Here is an 18,827-nt window from a genome sequence, read left to right as displayed (position 1 = left end):
GTGCCGCTAAGCGACACAAATAACCGCCCCGCAGAGCGCAGCGGCGGCGTGTTAAAAATACCTGCCGGTGGATTCGCCGGCAGGCGCTCACCCGACGATCGGGGCGATTATTTCACGCAGCTCGCGCACTGCGAGGTCTGGATCTGCTGGAAGAAGTCGTTGCCTTTATCATCCACCAGAATAAACGCCGGGAAGTCTTCCACCTCGATTTTCCAGATAGCCTCCATTCCCAGCTCCGGATAAGCCACGCACTCAAGGCTCTTGATGCTCTGCTGCGCCAGCACCGCCGCCGGCCCGCCGATGCTGCCAAGGTAGAAGCCGCCGTGCTTGTGGCAGGCGTCGGTCACCTGCTGGCTGCGGTTGCCTTTTGCCAGCATCACCATGCTCGCGCCGTGGGACTGCAGCTGATCGACGTAGGAATCCATGCGCCCGGCGGTGGTCGGCCCCAGCGAACCGGAAGCGTAGCCGTCCGGCGTTTTGGCCGGACCCGCGTAGTAGATCGGGTGATCTTTAACGTACTGCGGCAGCGCCTCGCCGTTATCCAGCAGCTCCTTGAGCTTCGCGTGGGCGATATCGCGGGCGACGATAATCGTGCCGCTCAGCGACAGGCGCGTCGACACCGGATACTGCGACAGCAGCGCCCGAATCTCACTCATCGGCTGGTTGAGGTTGACCTTCACCGCCTCACCTTCGCCCGCCTGACGCAGCGCTTGCGGAATATATTGGCCCGGATTGCTTTCCAGCTTCTCCAGCCAGATCCCGTGACGGTTGATCTTCGCCTTGATGTTGCGGTCGGCGGAGCAGGAAACCCCCATCCCGACCGGGCAGGAGGCGCCGTGGCGCGGCAGGCGCACAACGCGGATGTCGTGGGCAAAGTACTTGCCGCCAAACTGCGCGCCGAGGCCGAGATCCTGCGCGGCCAGCAGCAGCTCCTGCTCCAGCTGCACGTCGCGGAACGCCTGGCCGTGCTCATTGCCTTCGGTTGGCAGACCGTCGTAATAGTGGGTGGAAGCCAGCTTAACGGTCTTCAGCGTCGATTCAGCAGAGGTCCCGCCGATGACAAAAGCAATGTGGTACGGCGGGCAGGCGGCGGTACCGAGGGTACGCATCTTCTCGACGAGGTAGTCCTTCAGCTTCGCCGGGGTAATCAGCGCCTTGGTCTCCTGATAGAGATAGGTTTTGTTGGCCGAGCCGCCACCCTTGGCGATGCAGAGGAATTTATACTCGTCGCCGTCGGTGGCGTAGAGGTCAATCTGCGCCGGCAGGTTAGTGCCGGTGTTAACCTCTTTATACATATCCAGCGCGGCGTTCTGCGAATAGCGCAGGTTGTCCTGAATATAGGTATTGTAAACGCCCTGCGACAGCGCCGCTTCGTCGCCGCCGCCGGTCCACACCCGCTGGCCCTTTTTACCCGTAATAATGGCGGTGCCGGTGTCCTGGCAGGTGGGTAGAATGCCCTTAGCGGCGATATCGGAGTTACGCAGGAACTGCAGGGCGACGTATTTGTCGTTTTCGCTGGCTTCCGGGTCGCTAAGGATATCGGCCACCTGCTGCTGATGCGCCGGGCGCAGCATAAAGGAGGCGTCGTGGAACGCGTGCTGGGCCAGCAGGGTTAGCGCCTGGGGTTCAACTTTAAGGACTTCCTGACCGGCGAATTCGGTAACGGAGACGTAGTCACTGCTGAGGAGATAATACTCGGTGTCATCCTTTTTGAGGGGAAAAGGATCCTGATAAACAAACGGTTTATTCGACATTGTGCTCTCACTTACTGCTTGGCTGATTATATTTCAGGCAGACACTCCATTTGCCTGTAGAAAAGCGAGTCGATCGATTTTACACAATTTTTTAACAAAAACTGAGACAAGGTCGACTTTTTCTTTCAGCAGTTGCTTCTCAGGCGTTTACTGGTTTAATAGAGCGATGACTATCAAGTGGAAACAGGGATTGAGAATGCAGAAGCTCATTAACTCAGTACAGAACTATGCCTGGGGAAGTCACACCGCATTAACCGAACTTTATGGGATCGCTAACCCCAACAATCTGCCGATGGCAGAGCTGTGGATGGGCGCGCACCCGAAAAGTAGCTCACAGATCCTCGATGCCAGCGGTACCCCGCGCTCTTTGCGCGAGATTATCGATGGCGACAAAGCCCGCCTGCTCGGCAGCAAAGTGGCCGAACGCTTCGGCGAGCTGCCGTTCCTGTTCAAAGTGCTGTGCGCCGACCAGCCGCTGTCTATTCAGGTGCATCCGAATAAGCAGGCCTCTGAAATCGGCTTTGCCAAAGAGAATGCCGCCGGGATCCCACTTGATGCCGCAGAGCGCAACTACAAGGATCCAAACCACAAGCCGGAGCTGGTATTTGCCCTGACGCCGTTCCTCGCCATGAACGCCTTTCGCGAGTTTGCGGAAATCGTCACGCTCCTGCAGCCGGTTGCCGACGCCCACCCGGCCATCGGCGACTTCCTCAGCAGCCCGGATGCTGAACGTTTAAGCCAGCTGTTTGCCAGCCTGCTGAATATGCAGGGCGATGAAAAATCTCACGCGTTGAGCGTACTGCAGTCAGCGCTCGACGCCGAGCAGGGCGAACCCTGGCAGACGATTCGCCTGATCGCCGAATTCTATCCGGACGATAGCGGCCTGTTCTCTCCCCTGCTGCTCAACGTGGTGAAGCTGAACCCCGGCGATGCCATGTTCCTGTTTGCTGAAACTCCGCACGCCTACCTGCAGGGCGTCGCCCTGGAAGTGATGGCCAACTCTGATAACGTGCTGCGCGCCGGCCTGACGCCGAAATACATCGATATTCCGGAGCTGGTCGCCAACGTTAAGTTCGTAGCCAAACCGGCAGCCGAGCTGTTGACGCAGCCGGAGCAGCACGGCGCCGAGCTGGACTTCCCGATCCCGGTGGATGACTTTGCCTTCTCCCTGCACGCGCTGTCGGCGCAAGAGTCCACCATCGCCCAGCAGAGCGCCGCGATTGTTTTCTGCGTCGAAGGCGAAGCGGTAATTCGCAAAGACGAGCAGCGCCTGACCCTGAAGCCCGGCGAGTCGGCGTTTATTGCCTGCGACGAATCGCCGGTACAGGTGAGCGGCACCGGCCGCCTGGCGCGCGTCTTCAATAAGCTCCAGTAAGTTACTGAACTTTTTAGCCGCTCTTGCTAGACTTTCACCCATCATGACAGCATCGCCAGGCGTCTTATTGCGCCTGGTTTTATTTATGGACAAATACTATGAAGAAATCGCTGGTCGCAGCAGGAATTATCGTGGCCCTGGGCGTGGTCTGGACCGGAGGCTCCTGGTATACGGGCAAGCAGCTGGAAAACCGGATCGCCGAGGTGGTTCAGCAGGCCAATGCTCAGCTACAAAACAGCGCCCCGGAAGCCGGGCTTGAGCTGGGCTGGCAGAACTATCAGCGCGGTCTGTTCAGCAGCCACCTGCAGCTGGTTGTGAAGCCGGCCGCGGGTAAAGAGAGCAGCTGGCTCGCTGGCGGACAGCCTCTGGTGTTTGACGAAGTCGTCAGCCACGGGCCGTTTCCGCTGGCGGCGCTGAAAAGCGGCCAGTTTGGCCCATCGATGGCGTCGGTCAAAACAACGCTGGTCAATAATGAAGCCAGCAAGGCGCTGTTTGATATCGCTAAGGGCAGCACGCCGTTTACCATCGATACCCTGATCGCCTATAGCGGCGACAGCCGGTCGGCTATCGACCTGAAGCCCCTGGATTACAGTAAAGGCGACGAAAAAGTCACCTTTAGCGGCGGCCAGTTCCAGCTGAATGCCGATCGCGACGGCAAGGCCATTGCGCTGACCGGCGAAGCGGGCAGCGGCCAGATCAACGCGGTCAACGAGTACAACCAGAAAGTGCAGCTGAACTTCAGCAATCTGAAAACCGACGGCACAACCGAGATGACCAGCTTTAACGAGCGCATCGGCAAGCAAAAAGTTTCGCTGGAGAAACTGTCGATTGGCGTAGAAGGCAAAGAGCTGGCCCTGCTGGAAGGGATGAACATCGACGGGAAATCTACGCTGACGGAAGATGGCAAAGGCATCAACAGCCAGCTCGATTACACCGTTAACAGCCTGAAGCTGCAAAACAAGGATCTGGGTAGCGGCAGGCTGACCGTGAAGCTGGATAATCTCGACGGCCAGGCGTGGCACCAGTTCAGCCAGCAGTACAATAGCGAAGCGCAGGCGCTGATGGCGAAGCCGGAGCTGACCCAGAATCCGGAGCTTTACCAGCAGGCGATGACCGAGACCTTCTTTAAGGCGCTGCCGGTGCTGCTGAAAGGCAACCCGTCGCTGACCATCGCCCCGCTGAGCTGGCGCAATGCGAAGGGCGAAAGTACCTTTAATCTGTCAATTTTGCTGAAAGATTCGACCGTGGTGACCGCTCCGGCGCAAACCCTGGCTGACGAGATTGACCGCAGCGTGAAGTCTCTTGATGGCAAGCTGGTCGTTCCGCTAGACATGGCGACCGAATTTATGACGCAGATTGCGGGTCTGGAAGGCTATCAGCCGGCTGACGCAGCGAAGCTGGCGGACCAGCAGGTCAAAGGCCTGGCGGCAATGGGGCAGATGTTCCGCATCACCGCCATGGAAAATAACGCCATCACCTCCAGCCTGCAGTATGCCGACGGCCAGGTGACCCTGAACGGGCAGAAAATGCCGCTGGATGAGTTCGCCGGTATGTTCGGCCTGTCGGTTCCCGCGGCGCCGGAGCCCGCCCCGCAGAGCGCGGAGCCGGAAGAGCTGGTCCCGCCGGTCACACCTCAGCAGTAAGATGCGAAATAGCCCTCTTCGGAGGGCTATTTTCTGGTCACCAGCCGCGGCGGCATGATTTGGTTGCGCGCTGATTCCGGCCCCTTTTCAAGACGACGCAAAATGCACCCGGCCAGGCTTTTGCCCATCTCTCTCGCCGGCGTGGTCACCCAGGTTAAGGGCACGTCATCCAGCGCGGCCTCCGGCACTTCGGCAAACGCCGCCAGCGCCACCCGCTGCTCAAAATAGCTTTCAACGCTGTCTTCACCGCTCTGGCGCCCTGCCCGCATCAGGCCAAACCACGCGCCGGTGGCAATGACGCTGTTGTAGCACAGCACCGCGGTGATGGTCGGATTTTGCCGCAACAGCGAGGCCATCGCCTCCGCCGCCAGCTTCTGGCTCGATTCGCACTCCAGCACCCATTCGCTGTGAAACGGCAGACCATACTTCAGCAGCGTCGCGCAGTAGCCGCCCACCCGCTCGGCGCGGGTTAAGGACGAGCTTTGCCCGCCCAGCCAGGCGATACGCTGATGTCCGCGGCGGATCAGATGCTCGGTGATCATCTGCGCGGCCTGCATATTATCCGGGCGGATTAAATCAATATCCTCGAGGTAGCTGGCCCGGGAGGCAAACACCAGCGGCATCCCGACCTCCGCCGCCCGGTCGCGTAGCTCGCCGCCCCGATCGATAGCGCCGGCGATAATCACCCCATCGACCCCCTGTGAAACCAGAGTTTCAAAACGCTGGAGCATTTTTTCGCCCCGATGTCCCCCTTGAGTGAGGAAGACCATCTTACCTGCGGATTCGAGGGCATCCGTAAGCCCGGCGGTTAGCTCCGCGTAGAAAGGCTTCGAGAGGTCGCTGACGATCAGGCCTATTACGTCGCTCTGCCCGCCGCGCAGCGATGCCGCCTGGCGGTTGCGGACAAAACCCAGATGCTCGATGGCCTGATTGACGCGTTCGCCGGTGGCTGACGAGATGCGTCCTTTGCCGCTCAGCACCAGCGAAACCGTGCTGACCGAGACGCCCGCAGCCTGGGCAACGTCGTTGATGGTGATTTTTCTTGCGATAGCCATGCCTGCAACCGACTCCCTGTGGCTGTCGATAAAACGTTTTATCAATGAGTGACCTTTATAAACGTTATTATCGCTTGATTATGTGATTTTTATCGCACTAAAAAGTGGTAAAACGTTTTATCTTTCCGTGACGTTACATCCTACCAATAACCTAAGCAGCAGGATTCGTGTTATGACGGCGAAAACAACTCCAAAAATTACGTTGTGGGAATTTTTCCAGCAGTTAGGGAAAACCTTTATGTTACCCGTGGCCCTGCTCTCATTCTGCGGGATCATGCTGGGGATCGGCAGTTCCTTAAGTAGCCATGATGTCCTCACCCTGCAGCCGTGGCTGAATACCCCGCTGCTGCAGGCGGTGTTCGTGTGGATGAGCAAGATCGGCTCTTTCGCCTTCAGCTTCCTGCCGGTGATGTTCTGTATTGCCATTCCTCTTGGTCTGGCCCGCGAAAATAAAGGCGTCGCCGCCTTTGCCGGTTTTGTCGGCTATGCGGTGATGAATCTCGCGGTCAACTTCTGGCTGACGGCGAAAGGCATTCTGCCGACCACCGACGCGGCCATCCTTAAAGCCAACAATATCCAGAACGTTATCGGCATTCAGTCGATCGATACCGGGATCCTCGGCGCGGTCATCGCCGGGATTATTATCTGGATGCTGCATGAGCGTTTTCATAACATCCGCCTGCCGGATGCGCTCGCCTTCTTCGGCGGCACCCGCTTTGTGCCAATTGCGACTACCGTGGTTATGGGGCTGGTCGGCCTCGCAATCCCGCTGGTCTGGCCGATCTTTGCAATGGGTATCAACGCGCTGGGCAGCGTCATTAACAGCGCGGGCAACTTCGGCCCGATGATTTTCGGCACCGGCGAACGCCTGCTGCTGCCCTTCGGCCTGCAGCATATTCTGGTGGCGCTGATCCGCTTTACCGAAGCGGGCGGTACCATGGACGTTTGCGGCCACAGCGTCAGCGGCGCGCTGACCATCTTCCAGGCACAGCTCAGCTGTCCGGAAACCCACGGTTTCTCAGAAAGCGCCACCCGCTTCCTCTCCCAGGGCAAAATGCCGGCGTTCCTCGGCGGCCTGCCGGGCGCGGCGCTGGCCATGTACCACTGCGCCCGCCCGGAAAATCGTCACAAAATTAAGGGTCTGCTGATCTCCGGCGTGATCGCCTGCGTCATTGGCGGCACTACGGAGCCGCTGGAATTCCTGTTCCTGTTCGTCGCCCCGGCGCTGTACCTCATCCACGCGCTGCTGACCGGCCTCGGGTTCACCATCATGGCGGTGCTCGGGGTGACCATCGGCAATACCGACGGCAACGTCATTGATTTCGTGGTCTTTGGCATCCTGCACGGTCTCTCTACGAAGTGGTACCTGGTTCCGGTCGTCGCCGCCATCTGGTTCGCGGTGTACTACGGAATCTTCCGCTTCGCCATCACCCGCTTTAACCTCAAAACGCCGGGCCGCGATAGCGAAAATAGCGCCGCGTTTGAGAAAGCCACGGCCGGTAGCGTCGGGAAGTCCGGCTATAATGTGCCGGCGATCCTTGCCGCGCTGGGCGGCGCAGAAAACATCACCTCGCTGGATAACTGCATTACCCGCCTGCGTCTGTCGGTAAGCGACATGAGCAAAGTCGACGCCGCCGCGCTGAAGGCCAACCGCGCCATTGGTGTCGTTCAGCTCAACCAGCATAATCTGCAGGTGGTCATTGGGCCGCAGGTGCAGTCGGTGAAGGATGAGATGAGCGTGCTGATGAATACCGTCCAGGCATAAACGCCGCGCCCCCTCCCGCCCGGAGGGGGTTCAGATAAAGGGAGTTCCGATGTTTGATTTCTCAACGCCCGTCGATCGCCACGGTACCTGGTGTACGCAGTGGGATTACGTCGCCGACCGCTTCGGCACCGCCGAGCTGCTGCCCTTCACCATCTCCGACATGGATTTTGCCGCCGCGCCCTGCATTCTTGATGCCATCAGCCAGCGTCTGGCCCACGGCGTGCTGGGCTACAGCCGCTGGAAAAACGATGAGTTTCTCGGCGCCGTTAGCCACTGGTTCTCCAGCCGTTTTCAGAGCCCCATCGATCGCGATACTATCGTCTACGGGCCATCGGTGATTTACATGGTGGCGGAAACCATTCGCCAGTGGTCCGATGCGGGCGACGGCGTCGTGGTACATACCCCGGCCTACGATGCTTTCTATAAGACCATTGCCGGCAACCAGCGGCGGCTGGTTCCGGTTCCGCTCGTCGTTCACGATAGCCAGTGGCGCAGCGATATGGCTCAGCTGGAGCGGGCGCTGGCCGAGCCGCGCAATAAAATCCTGCTGCTCTGCAGCCCGCATAATCCGACCGGAAAGGTCTGGAGCCGCGATGAGCTGGCAACGATGGCCCAGCTGTGCGAAAAGCACGGCGTCAAGGTTATCAGCGATGAGATTCATATGGATATGGCGTGGGAAAACCACCGACATACGCCGTGGTGCGACGTCGCCCGCAGCCCGTGGGCGCTGTTCACCTCCGCGTCGAAAAGCTTCAATATTCCGGCGCTAACCGGCGCCTATGGCCTGATTGACGACGCAGCCGCCCGCGATGGCTACCTCAGCGCGCTGAAATCACGAGATGGCCTCTCCTCACCCAGCGTACCGGCGCTGGTTGCCCATATTGCCGCCTATCGCGAAGGCGCCGGCTGGCTGGACGCCCTGCGGGACTATCTGCAGGAAAACCTGCGCTATATCGCCCGGGAGCTGAATCAGGCTTTCCCGCAGCTGAACTGGCGTCCGCCGGAAGCGACCTATCTTGCGTGGATTGACCTGCGGGCGCTCAAGGTTGACGATAGCGCCCTGCAGCACGCGTTAATCCACGAGCAAAAGATTGCCATCATGCCGGGCTCGACCTACGGCGAAGAAGGCGCGGGGTTTGTGCGCCTCAACGCCGGGTGTCCGCGGGTGAAGCTTGAGAGAGGGGTTCAGGGGCTGATTGCCGCCCTGCGTTCGCTGACGTAGGACTTCGCGAGGCGTTACGCGGGGCCGCTGCGTAACGCTCATCCACGCGCTTTCACTGGCCGGGCGGGTTGAGCTGCGCGAGGCGGAAGTTAAAGCGCATCTCCAGATCCTTGTAGGGTTTATTCTTCTCGAACTCCCACTGCGCCATCGCCCGCACCACCTCCTCATCAAACAGATAGCGGGGCTGCGAGTCCACAATCCGCAGCTCCGCAACTTTGCCCTGCGCGTTGACATCATAGACAACCTGAACGTAGCCCGTCAGATGGTTGGCGCGAGCCACGATCGGATAGGCAGGCTGGCTCCTTTTCAGCGGCTTCGGCTGCGGTAACGGTTTTTTTACGCCGTCGGAGGCGCAGCCCGACAGCAGCAACAGCAGCAGGCCCGGAGCCAGCATTGCGCTTAGTCTCGTCATCCCATAACTCCTTATTGATAATTCCTCTCAATAAGGTAGCGCAAGCTGGCGCCGCGGTCTTCTACCGAAAATCATAGCTGGCGCCTAAAGATCGTCCCGCCGCCGAAAGGCCAGATAGCCGGCGCCGATCGTAAAGACGCCGACAATGAGCACCAGTAAAATGAAGCCATGATGGTTGGTCGACAGCGGGATCCCGCCGACGTTCATGCCGAAGAAACCGGCCACAATGTTAATCGGCAGCGCCAGGACGGTAATCACCGTCAGGGTATACAGCGTGCGGTTGCTTTGCTCCATTTGCCTGGCGCTAATCTCTTCCTGGAGCAGGCTAATACGCTCAATCAGGCCGGACAAATCATTCAGCACCACCGTAAACTCCTCCGTGAACTGGCGAAACTCCTGAACTACCGCGCGGTCGATCCATGCCGGGGGCCGATTCAGCAGACGGAACATCGCCGCCGGTTCCGGCGCCAGCAGGCGCTGAAAGCGCAGCAGCATGCGCCGCAGGCGCGCCAGATCGGCACGGTTGCGCTGAACGTGGTTACTTAACAGGCGCTCCTCAATAGCATCGACGTGGCGGCTTGCCTGCCTGACGACCTGTTCCAGCACCTCTTCCTGCTCTTCCAGCAAAAAGGCCAGCAGCTCGGTAGAGGAGTTCACCTTTAGCGTTGCCAGCCGCGGCAGCATCCATTCAATAAAGCGCAGCGGTTTATAGCGCGCCGTCACCACCAGCTTCTGGCTGCAATACAGCCACAGCGTTGATGTTTCAGAGGTGGTCTCTTTGGGGTTAAACAGCACATCGTTGAGGACGGCAAACAGGTTATCGCCCTGACGTTCGATGCGCGTAGTGTGGGAACCATCGCGAATTTCCTCAAAGAAGAAGTCATCGACGGGAAAATGCGCCATCAGCCATTTTTCGGCAGTGGCATGATTCAGGTTGAGATGCAGCCAGACGAAATCATTTCCTCCGACCAGCTCATGATATTGGGCGCAGACCTCATTCGAGGATATTTGCCGCGGCGCATTGCCTTCGCGGAACAGATAGCCATAAACCAACCCGGACACTTCCATATCAAAATCGGGCTTTAACATTTTTAACGTAACGTCTTGACTCATATATCCCTCAGGATCTCATTGAGCAGTATTCAGGCCCGAACGCGGTCATCTTTCGCTATTTTATCCACCTTGGCAAGGTTAATGATTTGTTCATAAAACAGTAACCTGGCTGACATATTCGATTTATCAACCGGGCGCTAATTCCGCGCAGGAAAAATATTCCTTTTGATCCCGTCGAGCGTTTTGTCATGCCGGTCAGCGTATTATTCCCTCCTCTTAAACCCCGCCAGGGGTGATTTACCTTCTGAGTTCAGAGGCAGCTCTATGACATGGCAACAATTTAAACAAACCTACCTGATTAAATTCTGGGCTCCCGCCCCGGCGGTTATTGCCGCAGGTATTCTTTCTACTTACTACTTTGGTATTACCGGCACCTTTTGGGCCGTTACCGGCGAATTTACCCGCTGGGGCGGGCAATTACTGCAGCTTGCCGGCGTACATAGCGAGCAGTGGGGCTACTATAAGCTCATTCACCTCGACGGGACGCCGTTAACCCGCATTGATGGAATGATGATTATTGGCATGTTTGGCGGCTGTTTTGCCGCCGCGCTCTGGGCTAATAACGTTAAGCTGCGTATGCCGCGTAGCCGAATCCGCATTATCCAGGCCGTCGCTGGCGGTATTATTGCCGGATTCGGCGCCCGCCTGGCGATGGGCTGTAACCTGGCGGCATTTTTCACCGGGATCCCACAGTTCTCGCTGCACGCCTGGTTTTTCGCCATCGCCACCGCGATTGGGACCTGGTTTGGCGCCCGCTTTACCCTGCTGCCGGTTTTTCGTATCGCGGTGAAGATGCAGAAAGTCTCCGCGGCCTCGCCGTTAACCCAAAAACCTCAGCAGGCACGGCGCCGTTTTCGTCTCGGGATGCTGGTCTTTTTCGCCATGATTGCCTGGGGACTGCTGACCGCGGTCGACCGGCCGAAGCTGGGCCTGGCCATGCTGTTTGGCGTCGGTTTCGGTCTGCTGATCGAACGAGCGCAGATCTGCTTTACCTCGGCGTTTCGCGATATGTGGATAACCGGCCGGACCTATATGGCCAAAGCCATTATTTTCGGTATGGCCGCCAGCGCAATAGGCATCTTTAGCTACGTGCAGCTCGGGATGGAGCCGAAAATTATGTGGGCCGGCCCTAATGCGGTCATCGGCGGTCTGCTGTTCGGTTTTGGGATTGTTCTCGCCGGAGGCTGTGAAACCGGCTGGATGTATCGCGCCGTTGAAGGCCAGGTTCACTACTGGTGGGTCGGCCTGGGCAACGTTATCGGCTCAACCATTCTGGCCTACTTCTGGGACGACCTGTCGCCGGCGCTGGCCACAAGCTGGGATAAGGTCAATCTGCTGAGCACCTTCGGTCCTTTCGGCGGCCTGCTGGTAACCTATCTCCTGCTGTTTATCGCCCTGATGCTGGTCATTGCCTGGGAGAAACGCTTTTTCCGTCAAAAATCCGCTGCCCTTGCCGGCGCTAAGGAAACCGCATGAAAACTATCGTTCCTGATTATCGCCTCGATATGGTCGGCGAGCCCTGCCCCTATCCTGCCGTCGCGACGCTTGAAGCGATGCCGTCGTTAAAGAAAGGGGAAATTCTCGAAGTGGTCAGCGATTGCCCGCAGTCGATCAACAACATTCCGCACGATGCAAAAAACTACGGCTATACCGTTCTGGATATTCAGCAGGACGGGCCCACAATCCGCTACCTGATTCAGAAATAGATCAGCCAAAAGGCCGGCTGGCGCCCCGCCGCCGGCCGGCAGATCGGCCAGAAAATTAGCAACGTCGAACAATAAGCGGCTATTTTTTGGCTACGATATGACTTCGATCGTTATTCCCCCGCATTATTTCCGCCCCTCAGGCAATTCGCACGGCGGACGGACGGAAATAAGACGCCGCGCGCGCGGCAACCTCGACGTACAGCGGCCTGAAGGCGTTCCTCAGGTATTTACCCGAAGCCTATTTGTAATACAATTATCTTACTTTTAGTGTGAGGTACGTAATGAACATATTTCAAGCTCAGCCCCAGGACGTCGATAAAATTTTGCCGCTGTATCTAGGCTATCGTCATTTTTATCAGGTTGAGGCGCAGCCGGCTCAGGCCCGTGACTTTATTCTCAAACGTTTAGAGCTTAATGAATCGGTTATCTTTTTCGCGGAAATTGACGGCCAGCCCGTCGGCTTCGCGCAGCTCTATCCCCTGTTCTGCTCATTAGAAATGAAAAGGATCTGGCTGCTTTACGATCTCTTCGTCGATGCCAAATCGCGTAAACATGGCGTCGCGCAGAAGCTGATTGAGCGCGCCGAGCAGCTGGCTGCGGAAACAGATTCCGCATTTATCATGCTCAGCACCGCGACCGACAACGTCCCGGCGCAGGGGCTGTACGAGCGCAACGGCTTTGTGCGAGATACGGACTTTTTTGTCTACAATAAAATGCTGAACAAATAGGCGATATTCGATATCAGGGCCTCGCCCTGATATCGAAAGAGAGATTACCAGCCCTTAACCGCATCGCCTTTATACAGTTCCGCCGCCGCCGCGGCCACCTCATCGGTCTGATACGCTTTCACCAAATTTTTTACCTTATCGCTATCTTTATTATCGACGCGGCTGGCAAAAATATTGACGTACGGCGAGTTCTTATCTTCGACGAATAGCCCGTTACGGCTCGGCGATAGTCCGATCTGGCTGGAAAACGTCGTATTGATAACCGCGAGAGATATTTGCCGATCGTCCAGCGCCCGCGTCAGCTGCGGAGCCTCAATCTCAACAATTTTTAAGTGCTTCGGATTGTTGACGATATCCAACGCGGTCGGCAGGAGACCAACGCCCTCTTTAAGGGTAATCAGCCCCTGCTTTTGCAGCAGAAGCAGCGAGCGACCAAGGTTAGTCGGATCGTTCGGTACGGCAACCTGCGCGCCGTCCGGCAGCTGGTCAATAGCGGTAATCTGCTTTGAATAGGCGGCGATGGGGTAAACAAAGGTGGTACCCACCTCTACCAGCTTGTAGCCGCGCTCCTGAATCTGCTTATCCAGATACGGCTTATGCTGAAAAGCGTTAATGTCCAGATCGCCGTTATTGAGCGCCTCGTTCGGCAGCACGAAATCGTTAAAGGTCACAACTTCGACGTCGAGGTTGTACTTCTCTTTCGCCACCTTTTGCACCACCGACCACACCTGCTGGTCAATACCGGCGCTGATCCCAACCTTGATATGATTAGGGTCCTGTCCGGCGGGTCCGCAGGCGGTCAGGAGCAGCGAGCCGGCAACGGCCAGCGAAACAGCAAATTTTTTTAGAGTGAATACCATAGTCCCAGGGTCCTTTTTAAAATAGCCTGCCAGTCATTGCAGGAAAAGTAGCGCCAGGAACTATAAAAAATCTCATCTCTGAAATTAAATACTGATTCACTATGATTAATAGCGTTTTGCTATGAGCCCGGCCGCCAGGCCTCTGTTGACCCGCACGCTCTACGCGCAGCCTACGCCGATCGCTAAAATAGCAAAGCCCCGGCGATGGCCGGGGCTTGATGTACGGATGGCGCAGAAGCGCATCAAATGCGCGGGCGTTAACGCCTCGCGAGCAGATTTCATGATGCTGTGGACAAACCCAGCGCCGCCGCACGGATATTAAAAGACCCCTTCCGGGGCCTTCTGCTTAATTGCGTAATCCAGATACGGCTGCTTTTGCCGAAATATAGGGGGCAATATTATCAAATGTAATCATCGAGGATTTACAAAAGATACACTTCGCACCGAATGGATTGCTTTCAGATACATCGTAGTTTGATGTTCTGTACTGTGACCCATGGCAGCATGGGCACCTGAAATGAATGTGGTCAGTCATGATGTTAGCCTTTTATTTGCTACAACATTCACTACCGCAGGGGCATTTAGCCATATTTAACTGAAGGCTCTTCTTGACCTTCAATGACAGCGGAAATCACTGTTCGAATGGTTGGTAGAACAAAGACATCATTGTCATTATTTCTTAACGCTAAATCTGAAAACCATTTCAGATAAAACCATGTTACTTTATCAGCGATTATTTTGGATGTTGTTGGTTTTTAATTTGCCCGCAGGCATACGAAATACAAAAAATTACACAATGTACTGCTTCAGGAGGCGGTCACTCCTTCGATGCATGGTCGCTCGGGGTAATGATTTAGAGTGCATCAGCCCGTAAAACGCTTCATGCCACAGCACCCATACGACGTTTAGCCTGCTGAAATTCCAGACAAAAGCCAACCTGCCGCAGGTATTAAAGCCGGTAGACGCTACCGACTTCACGATGACCGCACGCGTTTTTTATCAATCTGACTACTCAGGATTACACCGTCATCGTTATCGCAGATTCATAAAAACGCAAAATTAATTAATCACGCAGAACGACATTACCGGCAGCAGGGCCTTTAGCACCGCTCTCGATAGTAAACTCGACCTTCTGCCCTTCAAACAGGGTTTTAAAGCCATCGCCCTGCAGCGCAGAAAAATGCACAAAAACATCTTTGCTGCCGTCTACAGGAGAAATAAAGCCAAAACCTTTACCTTCGTTAAACCATTTTACTAAACCAATCATCTTACCAGACATAAGTATTATCCCAATGTTCAAAGCCTTGCGGCGAAAAAGTTCGCATCACAGAAATTAATTAATAACGATAAGGAGGCTCGAAAAAAGGATTATTTAGGAATAACGCTTGAGATGAGGACTGCTTTACTAAACCGCTTTATTGGTTCTGTGTACCAAACCGACCTGCTATTGATCACATAGATAACCATCGATAGCAAGCATTATTTTCCGTCACCGCCGGGAAGCCGTTACCATTTAGCGCAGCGTGCAGGTAAACTGCTGCTCCATGACAAGGGTTCCCCACTGGTCGCCCTGCCACTCTTTTACCAGCTTAAAGCCAAACGATTCATATAGCCGACGAGCGGCCGTAAGTTTATTAAACGTCCATAGCTGAACGGTACTGAAGCCGCTCTCTGCGCAGAATTTCATCGCTTCGGCGAGCAGCTTTCTGCCCACGCCGCTGCCACGACATCCATCGTCGAGTATAAACCAGCGCAGATGCGCTTCACCGTTGCCAGGATCGTCGCCGTCAATCGCGACCGAGCCAACAATACGCCCGTTCAGCATGGCCAGCCAGATCTGATTGCATGCCCTATCCAGACGGCCAGAAAAATCAGCCAGCCCAGCGGCAACCCTGGATTCAAAGAAGATGCCGAAATGATGCTCTCTGGCATAGTAGCTGCCGTGCATTTCAGCGATGCGGCCAATCATTCCCGGATGATAGCCGGGGATAATGTCAAAGCTATCCCGAGTAACGTTCTCGCTGTTTTCACGACAGGCGGCTAAGGCGTTAGCGTAATATGTAAGCCCTTGCGCCACGGTCTGCTGCTGGTGGGGATGCATTTTTTTCAGCGCGGCAAGCACCTGTTCGTTACCATAGCTATTAATTTTCGCCACCGTATCCCTGCCTTTTACCGTCAGCCTCAGATACTTGACCCTGGCATCTTCAGCCGACAGAACTTCTTCCAGCTCATTGGCGCGAACCAGTTTTGCCAACATGCGGCTAACGCTGGACTTCTCAAGACCCAGAATCTGCACCAGCTGCGCCGCCGTCATTAGCTCCTGCGCGTGCACTTCGAGCAAAGAGTGGACTACGGAGGGGGAGTAATCGCTCGCTGCCAGAGTGCTGTTCATGAATCCGAGCTCCCGTACCATCTGACGAGAAGCCACGCGTATTTCTTCAACGATCTGCATTTCGCTATTCATAAACAACCGCTCCTGACAGCATAGTTGTATAATACAACCATATCCCGCAGCGGACTGTCAACGCGGCGGGACGGGCCGCAGCCTGGCTGGATCTTAAATTGAGCTAAGCGTTGCCGTTATGCCCCCAGATGCTTGTATAGACAGGTTTTTTTCAATACTTTTAAACAGTTATAACCCTGATGTATAATGATGTGCACTTTTACTAAAAAATGAGTGCGACCATGATTGATTCAACTTTGCCATTAACCGACATTCATCGCCATCTTGACGGCAATATCCGGGCCCAAACGATTCTCGATCTTGGCCGCCAGTTTGACATCGCGCTCCCGGCAACCACTCTCGACGCCCTTCGTCCACATGTCCAGGTCACCAGCAATGAACCCGATCTGGTGAGCTTCCTTGCCAAACTTGACTGGGGTGTAAAGGTTCTCGCTTCGCTGGAAGCGTGCCGTCGCGTGGCGTATGAAAACGTCGAGGACGCGGCCCGCAATGGCCTGCACTACGTTGAGCTGCGCTTTTCCCCGCGCTATATGGCGATGACCCACCGGCTGCCGGTTGACGGCGTGGTTGAGGCGGTGATTGCCGGCGTGCGCGACGGGAGCCGCGATTTTAACGTTGAGGCGCGGCTGATTGGTATCCTGAGCCGAACCTTCGGCGAGGCCGCCTGCCAGCAGGAGCTTGACGCGCTGCTTGCCCACCGCGACGGCATTACCGCTCTCGACCTCGCCGGTGACGAACTCGGTTTCCCCGGGGCCCTGTTTATGGAACACTTTACGCAAGCCCGCGACGCCGGCTGGCGTATTACCGTTCACGCAGGGGAAGCGGCTGGCCCGGAAAGCATCTGGCAGGCCATTCGTGAGCTGGGCGCGGAGCGTATCGGCCACGGGGTGAAAGCGGTGCAGGACCCGGCGCTGATGGACTTTTTAGCCGCGCAGCGTATCGGTATTGAATCCTGCCTGACCTCGAATATTCAGACCAGCACCGTCGCATCGCTGGCCGAGCATCCGTTAAAGACGTTCCTCGAACACGGCGTGCTGGCCTCTATTAATACCGACGATCCGGCGGTACAGGGCATCGATATTATTCATGAATACAACGTGGCCGCCCCGGCCGCGGGCCTGAGCCGGGAGCAAATTCGCCAGGCGCAAATCAACGGTCTGGAGCTCGCCTTCCTCAGCGCACAGGAAAAAGCGGCGCTGATTCAGCGCGTGCAGCGCGCCTAGGTTCCTGCCCGGCGGAACTCCTGCCGGGCGTTTCCCCTCAAATCAGGCACAGCGTGGCCCGATGCTTTGCTGATTCAATCCCCAGCTCGATCAGTTCCATAATCTGAATAGCCTGACCCGCCGGTACCGGATTTTCGCCCTCTCCGTTTAGCGCATCGCGGATGGCGGCGTAGTACGCCGGATAGTGGCCCGGCAGCGTTAGCCAGCTCTCCTCGCTGCGATCCGCGCCGTCTACGCGCGTCAGGGTCCCGTCGCGCATATCGTATCCCCAGTCTTCCTGCGGAAGGCGCTCGCCGTTTTTTAGCCGCTCCTCCTGCGGATCCAGACCATATTTGATATAGCTTCCCCGCGATCCGTGCACGATATAGCGCGCCGTTTCCGCCGCTGCCAGCAGAGTGGCGTGCAGGATCACCCGACGCTGCGGGTAAACCAGCACCGCATGGAAATAGTCGGTAGATTGCGCTCCCGGGCGCAGCTGGGCGAGATCGACGGTCATGCTGACCGGCAGGCCGAACAGGTTGATTGCCTGATCGAGAAGATGAGGTCCAAGATCAAACCAGATCCCGCTTCCAGGACCGCCCTGTTCACGCCAGCGGTTGCGTATCTGGGGACGGTAGCGGTCGAAGTGCGATTCGAAATAGCAGACTTCGCCCAGCAGCCCTTCGTTAATCAATGACTTGACCGTCAAAAAATCGCTGTCCCAGCGGCGATTATGGAACACCGAAAGCAGCTGCCCCCGGCTTCTGGCAATGGCGTCAAGCTCCCGGGCCTGTGACAGTGTCACGGTAAAGGGTTTATCAACCACCACATGTTTGCCCGCCTCCAGCGCGGCCTTCGCCAGCGGGAAATGGGTATCGTTCGGCGTAGGGATCACGATCAGGTCGATGTTGGGGTCGTCTAACAGCTGGCGGGGTTCGGCGACAACGCGCACCGTCGGCCAATCGATCCGCACCTTACTTTCATCGCTACTCGACACTGCGGCCAGCGTCATTCCCGGCGTACCGCCGATCAGCGGCGCGTGGAACGTTTTACTGGCGTACCCGTAGCCGATTATTGCGACGCGAATATTGTCACTCATCTTGCAACCTCTCTGGCGAAAAGTTCGGGGATTCACCATAACTATAGGACTCAAATGTCTTATTAGCTTTACTTATGCATTATCGACCGCTCACTCTTGCATCAATCACCAAAACAACGCCAGCTAATACTTGCGTTGTTCGCCTCATTTAGTAACATTTACCTCTGTTTTAACTTTCAATAGCAGAACTATGGCAGCCGTTTTCAGCAGAATTGTCGAGCTTATAGGTTGGGTTGTTTTTGGCGTTTCAGCCCTGCTTTTAGTTATCGCTCATCACATTGATAACTACCAATCCCCGCCTCCCGCTAACGTTGTGCAAACAAAATAGCGTTAACGCTAAAGAGTGACCCGCTTCGCAAGTATGCAACCGGTTTCTGAAACCGGTTGCATATGCATATTGCCCTTCATTACACTCTCCTTATCATTTGC

Annotated in this window: 18 protein-coding genes; 9 read left to right on the top strand and 9 right to left on the bottom strand. The window is 56.3% G+C overall.

All coding sequences use genetic code 11. The features are described from left to right. Window positions 1-107: 107 nt before the first annotated feature. On the bottom strand, window positions 108-1,754 hold the full coding sequence (gene fumA, locus NWP14_RS03500) for a class I fumarate hydratase FumA (protein WP_375214777.1): 1,647 nt from the start codon (window positions 1,752-1,754) through the stop codon (window positions 108-110). A gap of 196 nt (window positions 1,755-1,950) precedes the next feature. Here fumA and manA point away from each other — a divergent pair, with 196 nt between their 5' ends. Next, a complete protein-coding gene (gene manA, locus NWP14_RS03495; RefSeq protein WP_375214776.1) occupies window positions 1,951-3,129 on the top strand; it encodes a mannose-6-phosphate isomerase in 1,179 nt (392 codons plus the stop codon). Window positions 3,130-3,227: 98 nt separating this feature from the next. Beyond that, a complete protein-coding gene (locus tag NWP14_RS03490) occupies window positions 3,228-4,772 on the top strand; it encodes a YdgA family protein (protein WP_375214775.1) in 1,545 nt (514 codons plus the stop codon). Window positions 4,773-4,798: 26 nt separating this feature from the next. Here the strand turns inward: NWP14_RS03490 and NWP14_RS03485 are convergent, their stop codons facing one another. Beyond that, window positions 4,799-5,827: a Mal regulon transcriptional regulator MalI gene (locus NWP14_RS03485; RefSeq protein WP_095103156.1), complete on the bottom strand. Its 1,029-nt coding sequence runs from the start codon at window positions 5,825-5,827 to the stop codon at window positions 4,799-4,801. 172 nt (window positions 5,828-5,999) lie between these two features. Between NWP14_RS03485 and malX the strand changes: the two genes are divergently transcribed. Then, window positions 6,000-7,592: a maltose/glucose-specific PTS transporter subunit IIBC gene (malX, locus tag NWP14_RS03480; RefSeq protein WP_095103154.1), complete on the top strand. Its 1,593-nt coding sequence runs from the start codon at window positions 6,000-6,002 to the stop codon at window positions 7,590-7,592. Between the two features lie 49 nt (window positions 7,593-7,641). Then, window positions 7,642-8,814, top strand: coding sequence for a MalY/PatB family protein (locus tag NWP14_RS03475; RefSeq protein WP_375214774.1), 1,173 nt, complete (start codon window positions 7,642-7,644; stop codon window positions 8,812-8,814). Window positions 8,815-8,866: 52 nt separating this feature from the next. On the opposite strand, the gene NWP14_RS03470 is transcribed toward NWP14_RS03475, so the two are convergent. Next, window positions 8,867-9,226 carry a TonB family protein gene (locus NWP14_RS03470; RefSeq protein WP_331834325.1) on the bottom strand — a complete coding sequence of 120 codons (360 nt, stop codon included), beginning with the start codon at window positions 9,224-9,226 and terminating at the stop codon, window positions 8,867-8,869. 84 nt (window positions 9,227-9,310) lie between these two features. Further along, on the bottom strand, window positions 9,311-10,339 hold the full coding sequence (locus NWP14_RS03465) for a CorA family divalent cation transporter (protein WP_095103148.1): 1,029 nt from the start codon (window positions 10,337-10,339) through the stop codon (window positions 9,311-9,313). A gap of 264 nt (window positions 10,340-10,603) precedes the next feature. Here NWP14_RS03465 and yedE point away from each other — a divergent pair, with 264 nt between their 5' ends. From yedE to NWP14_RS03450, 3 genes are all read left to right on the top strand, one after another. Beyond that, window positions 10,604-11,815 (top strand): selenium metabolism membrane protein YedE/FdhT, encoded by a 1,212-nt coding sequence (gene yedE / locus NWP14_RS03460; RefSeq protein ID WP_095103146.1) that lies wholly within the window; start codon window positions 10,604-10,606, stop codon window positions 11,813-11,815. Then, window positions 11,812-12,045: a sulfurtransferase-like selenium metabolism protein YedF gene (gene yedF / locus NWP14_RS03455; protein WP_041145813.1), complete on the top strand. Its 234-nt coding sequence runs from the start codon at window positions 11,812-11,814 to the stop codon at window positions 12,043-12,045. Before yedE ends, yedF begins: the two co-directional genes overlap by 4 nt. A 281-nt stretch (window positions 12,046-12,326) precedes the next feature. Continuing rightward, window positions 12,327-12,773, top strand: a complete 447-nt coding sequence (locus NWP14_RS03450; RefSeq protein ID WP_095103144.1) for a GNAT family N-acetyltransferase — start codon at window positions 12,327-12,329, stop codon at window positions 12,771-12,773. A gap of 44 nt (window positions 12,774-12,817) precedes the next feature. Here NWP14_RS03450 and metQ read toward each other — a convergent pair whose 3' ends face one another. From metQ to NWP14_RS03430, 4 genes are all read right to left on the bottom strand, one after another. Further along, a complete protein-coding gene (gene metQ, locus NWP14_RS03445) occupies window positions 12,818-13,633 on the bottom strand; it encodes a methionine ABC transporter substrate-binding lipoprotein MetQ (protein ID WP_095103142.1) in 816 nt (271 codons plus the stop codon). 346 nt (window positions 13,634-13,979) lie between these two features. Beyond that, entirely contained in the window at window positions 13,980-14,168 is a 189-nt protein-coding gene (locus tag NWP14_RS03440; protein ID WP_071844929.1) for a cold-shock protein, read from the bottom strand. A gap of 528 nt (window positions 14,169-14,696) precedes the next feature. After that, the gene (gene cspA, locus NWP14_RS03435) at window positions 14,697-14,912 is read right to left on the bottom strand and encodes an RNA chaperone/antiterminator CspA (RefSeq protein WP_041145816.1); all 216 of its coding nucleotides are present in this window, start codon (window positions 14,910-14,912) and stop codon (window positions 14,697-14,699) included. Between the two features lie 234 nt (window positions 14,913-15,146). Then, on the bottom strand, window positions 15,147-16,097 hold the full coding sequence (locus NWP14_RS03430; RefSeq protein ID WP_375214773.1) for a GNAT family N-acetyltransferase: 951 nt from the start codon (window positions 16,095-16,097) through the stop codon (window positions 15,147-15,149). Window positions 16,098-16,318: 221 nt separating this feature from the next. Between NWP14_RS03430 and add the strand changes: the two genes are divergently transcribed. Then, window positions 16,319-17,320 carry an adenosine deaminase gene (gene add, locus NWP14_RS03425; RefSeq protein WP_375214772.1) on the top strand — a complete coding sequence of 334 codons (1,002 nt, stop codon included), beginning with the start codon at window positions 16,319-16,321 and terminating at the stop codon, window positions 17,318-17,320. Between the two features lie 37 nt (window positions 17,321-17,357). On the opposite strand, the gene NWP14_RS03420 is transcribed toward add, so the two are convergent. Further along, window positions 17,358-18,398, bottom strand: a complete 1,041-nt coding sequence (locus tag NWP14_RS03420; protein WP_331834328.1) for an oxidoreductase — start codon at window positions 18,396-18,398, stop codon at window positions 17,358-17,360. 190 nt (window positions 18,399-18,588) lie between these two features. Between NWP14_RS03420 and blr the strand changes: the two genes are divergently transcribed. Next, entirely contained in the window at window positions 18,589-18,726 is a 138-nt protein-coding gene (gene blr, locus NWP14_RS03415; RefSeq protein WP_072051871.1) for a division septum protein Blr, read from the top strand. Window positions 18,727-18,827 lie beyond the last annotated feature (101 nt).

The organism is Klebsiella sp. C349492 (assembly GCF_042055345.1).
Classification (GTDB): domain Bacteria; phylum Pseudomonadota; class Gammaproteobacteria; order Enterobacterales; family Enterobacteriaceae; genus Klebsiella; species Klebsiella scottii.
This window is presented reverse-complemented; position numbering and strand designations above follow the sequence as displayed.

Excerpts from the sequence above, each read along its gene's own strand:
- fumA (WP_375214777.1), bottom strand. The coding sequence starts at position 1,754 with ATGTCGAATAAACCGTTTGTTTATCAGGATCCTTTTCCCCTCAAAAAG.
- manA (WP_375214776.1), top strand. The coding sequence starts at position 1,951 with ATGCAGAAGCTCATTAACTCAGTACAGAACTATGCCTGGGGAAGTCAC.
- NWP14_RS03490 (WP_375214775.1), top strand. The coding sequence starts at position 3,228 with ATGAAGAAATCGCTGGTCGCAGCAGGAATTATCGTGGCCCTGGGCGTG.
- NWP14_RS03485 (WP_095103156.1), bottom strand. The coding sequence starts at position 5,827 with ATGGCTATCGCAAGAAAAATCACCATCAACGACGTTGCCCAGGCTGCG.
- malX (WP_095103154.1), top strand. The coding sequence starts at position 6,000 with ATGACGGCGAAAACAACTCCAAAAATTACGTTGTGGGAATTTTTCCAG.
- NWP14_RS03475 (WP_375214774.1), top strand. The coding sequence starts at position 7,642 with ATGTTTGATTTCTCAACGCCCGTCGATCGCCACGGTACCTGGTGTACG.
- NWP14_RS03470 (WP_331834325.1), bottom strand. The coding sequence starts at position 9,226 with ATGACGAGACTAAGCGCAATGCTGGCTCCGGGCCTGCTGCTGTTGCTG.
- NWP14_RS03465 (WP_095103148.1), bottom strand. The coding sequence starts at position 10,339 with ATGAGTCAAGACGTTACGTTAAAAATGTTAAAGCCCGATTTTGATATG.
- yedE (WP_095103146.1), top strand. The coding sequence starts at position 10,604 with ATGACATGGCAACAATTTAAACAAACCTACCTGATTAAATTCTGGGCT.
- yedF (WP_041145813.1), top strand. The coding sequence starts at position 11,812 with ATGAAAACTATCGTTCCTGATTATCGCCTCGATATGGTCGGCGAGCCC.
- NWP14_RS03450 (WP_095103144.1), top strand. The coding sequence starts at position 12,327 with ATGAACATATTTCAAGCTCAGCCCCAGGACGTCGATAAAATTTTGCCG.
- metQ (WP_095103142.1), bottom strand. The coding sequence starts at position 13,633 with ATGGTATTCACTCTAAAAAAATTTGCTGTTTCGCTGGCCGTTGCCGGC.
- NWP14_RS03440 (WP_071844929.1), bottom strand. The coding sequence starts at position 14,168 with ATGACTGACCACATTCATTTCAGGTGCCCATGCTGCCATGGGTCACAG.
- cspA (WP_041145816.1), bottom strand. The coding sequence starts at position 14,912 with ATGTCTGGTAAGATGATTGGTTTAGTAAAATGGTTTAACGAAGGTAAA.
- NWP14_RS03430 (WP_375214773.1), bottom strand. The coding sequence starts at position 16,097 with ATGAATAGCGAAATGCAGATCGTTGAAGAAATACGCGTGGCTTCTCGT.
- add (WP_375214772.1), top strand. The coding sequence starts at position 16,319 with ATGATTGATTCAACTTTGCCATTAACCGACATTCATCGCCATCTTGAC.
- NWP14_RS03420 (WP_331834328.1), bottom strand. The coding sequence starts at position 18,398 with ATGAGTGACAATATTCGCGTCGCAATAATCGGCTACGGGTACGCCAGT.
- blr (WP_072051871.1), top strand. The coding sequence starts at position 18,589 with ATGGCAGCCGTTTTCAGCAGAATTGTCGAGCTTATAGGTTGGGTTGTT.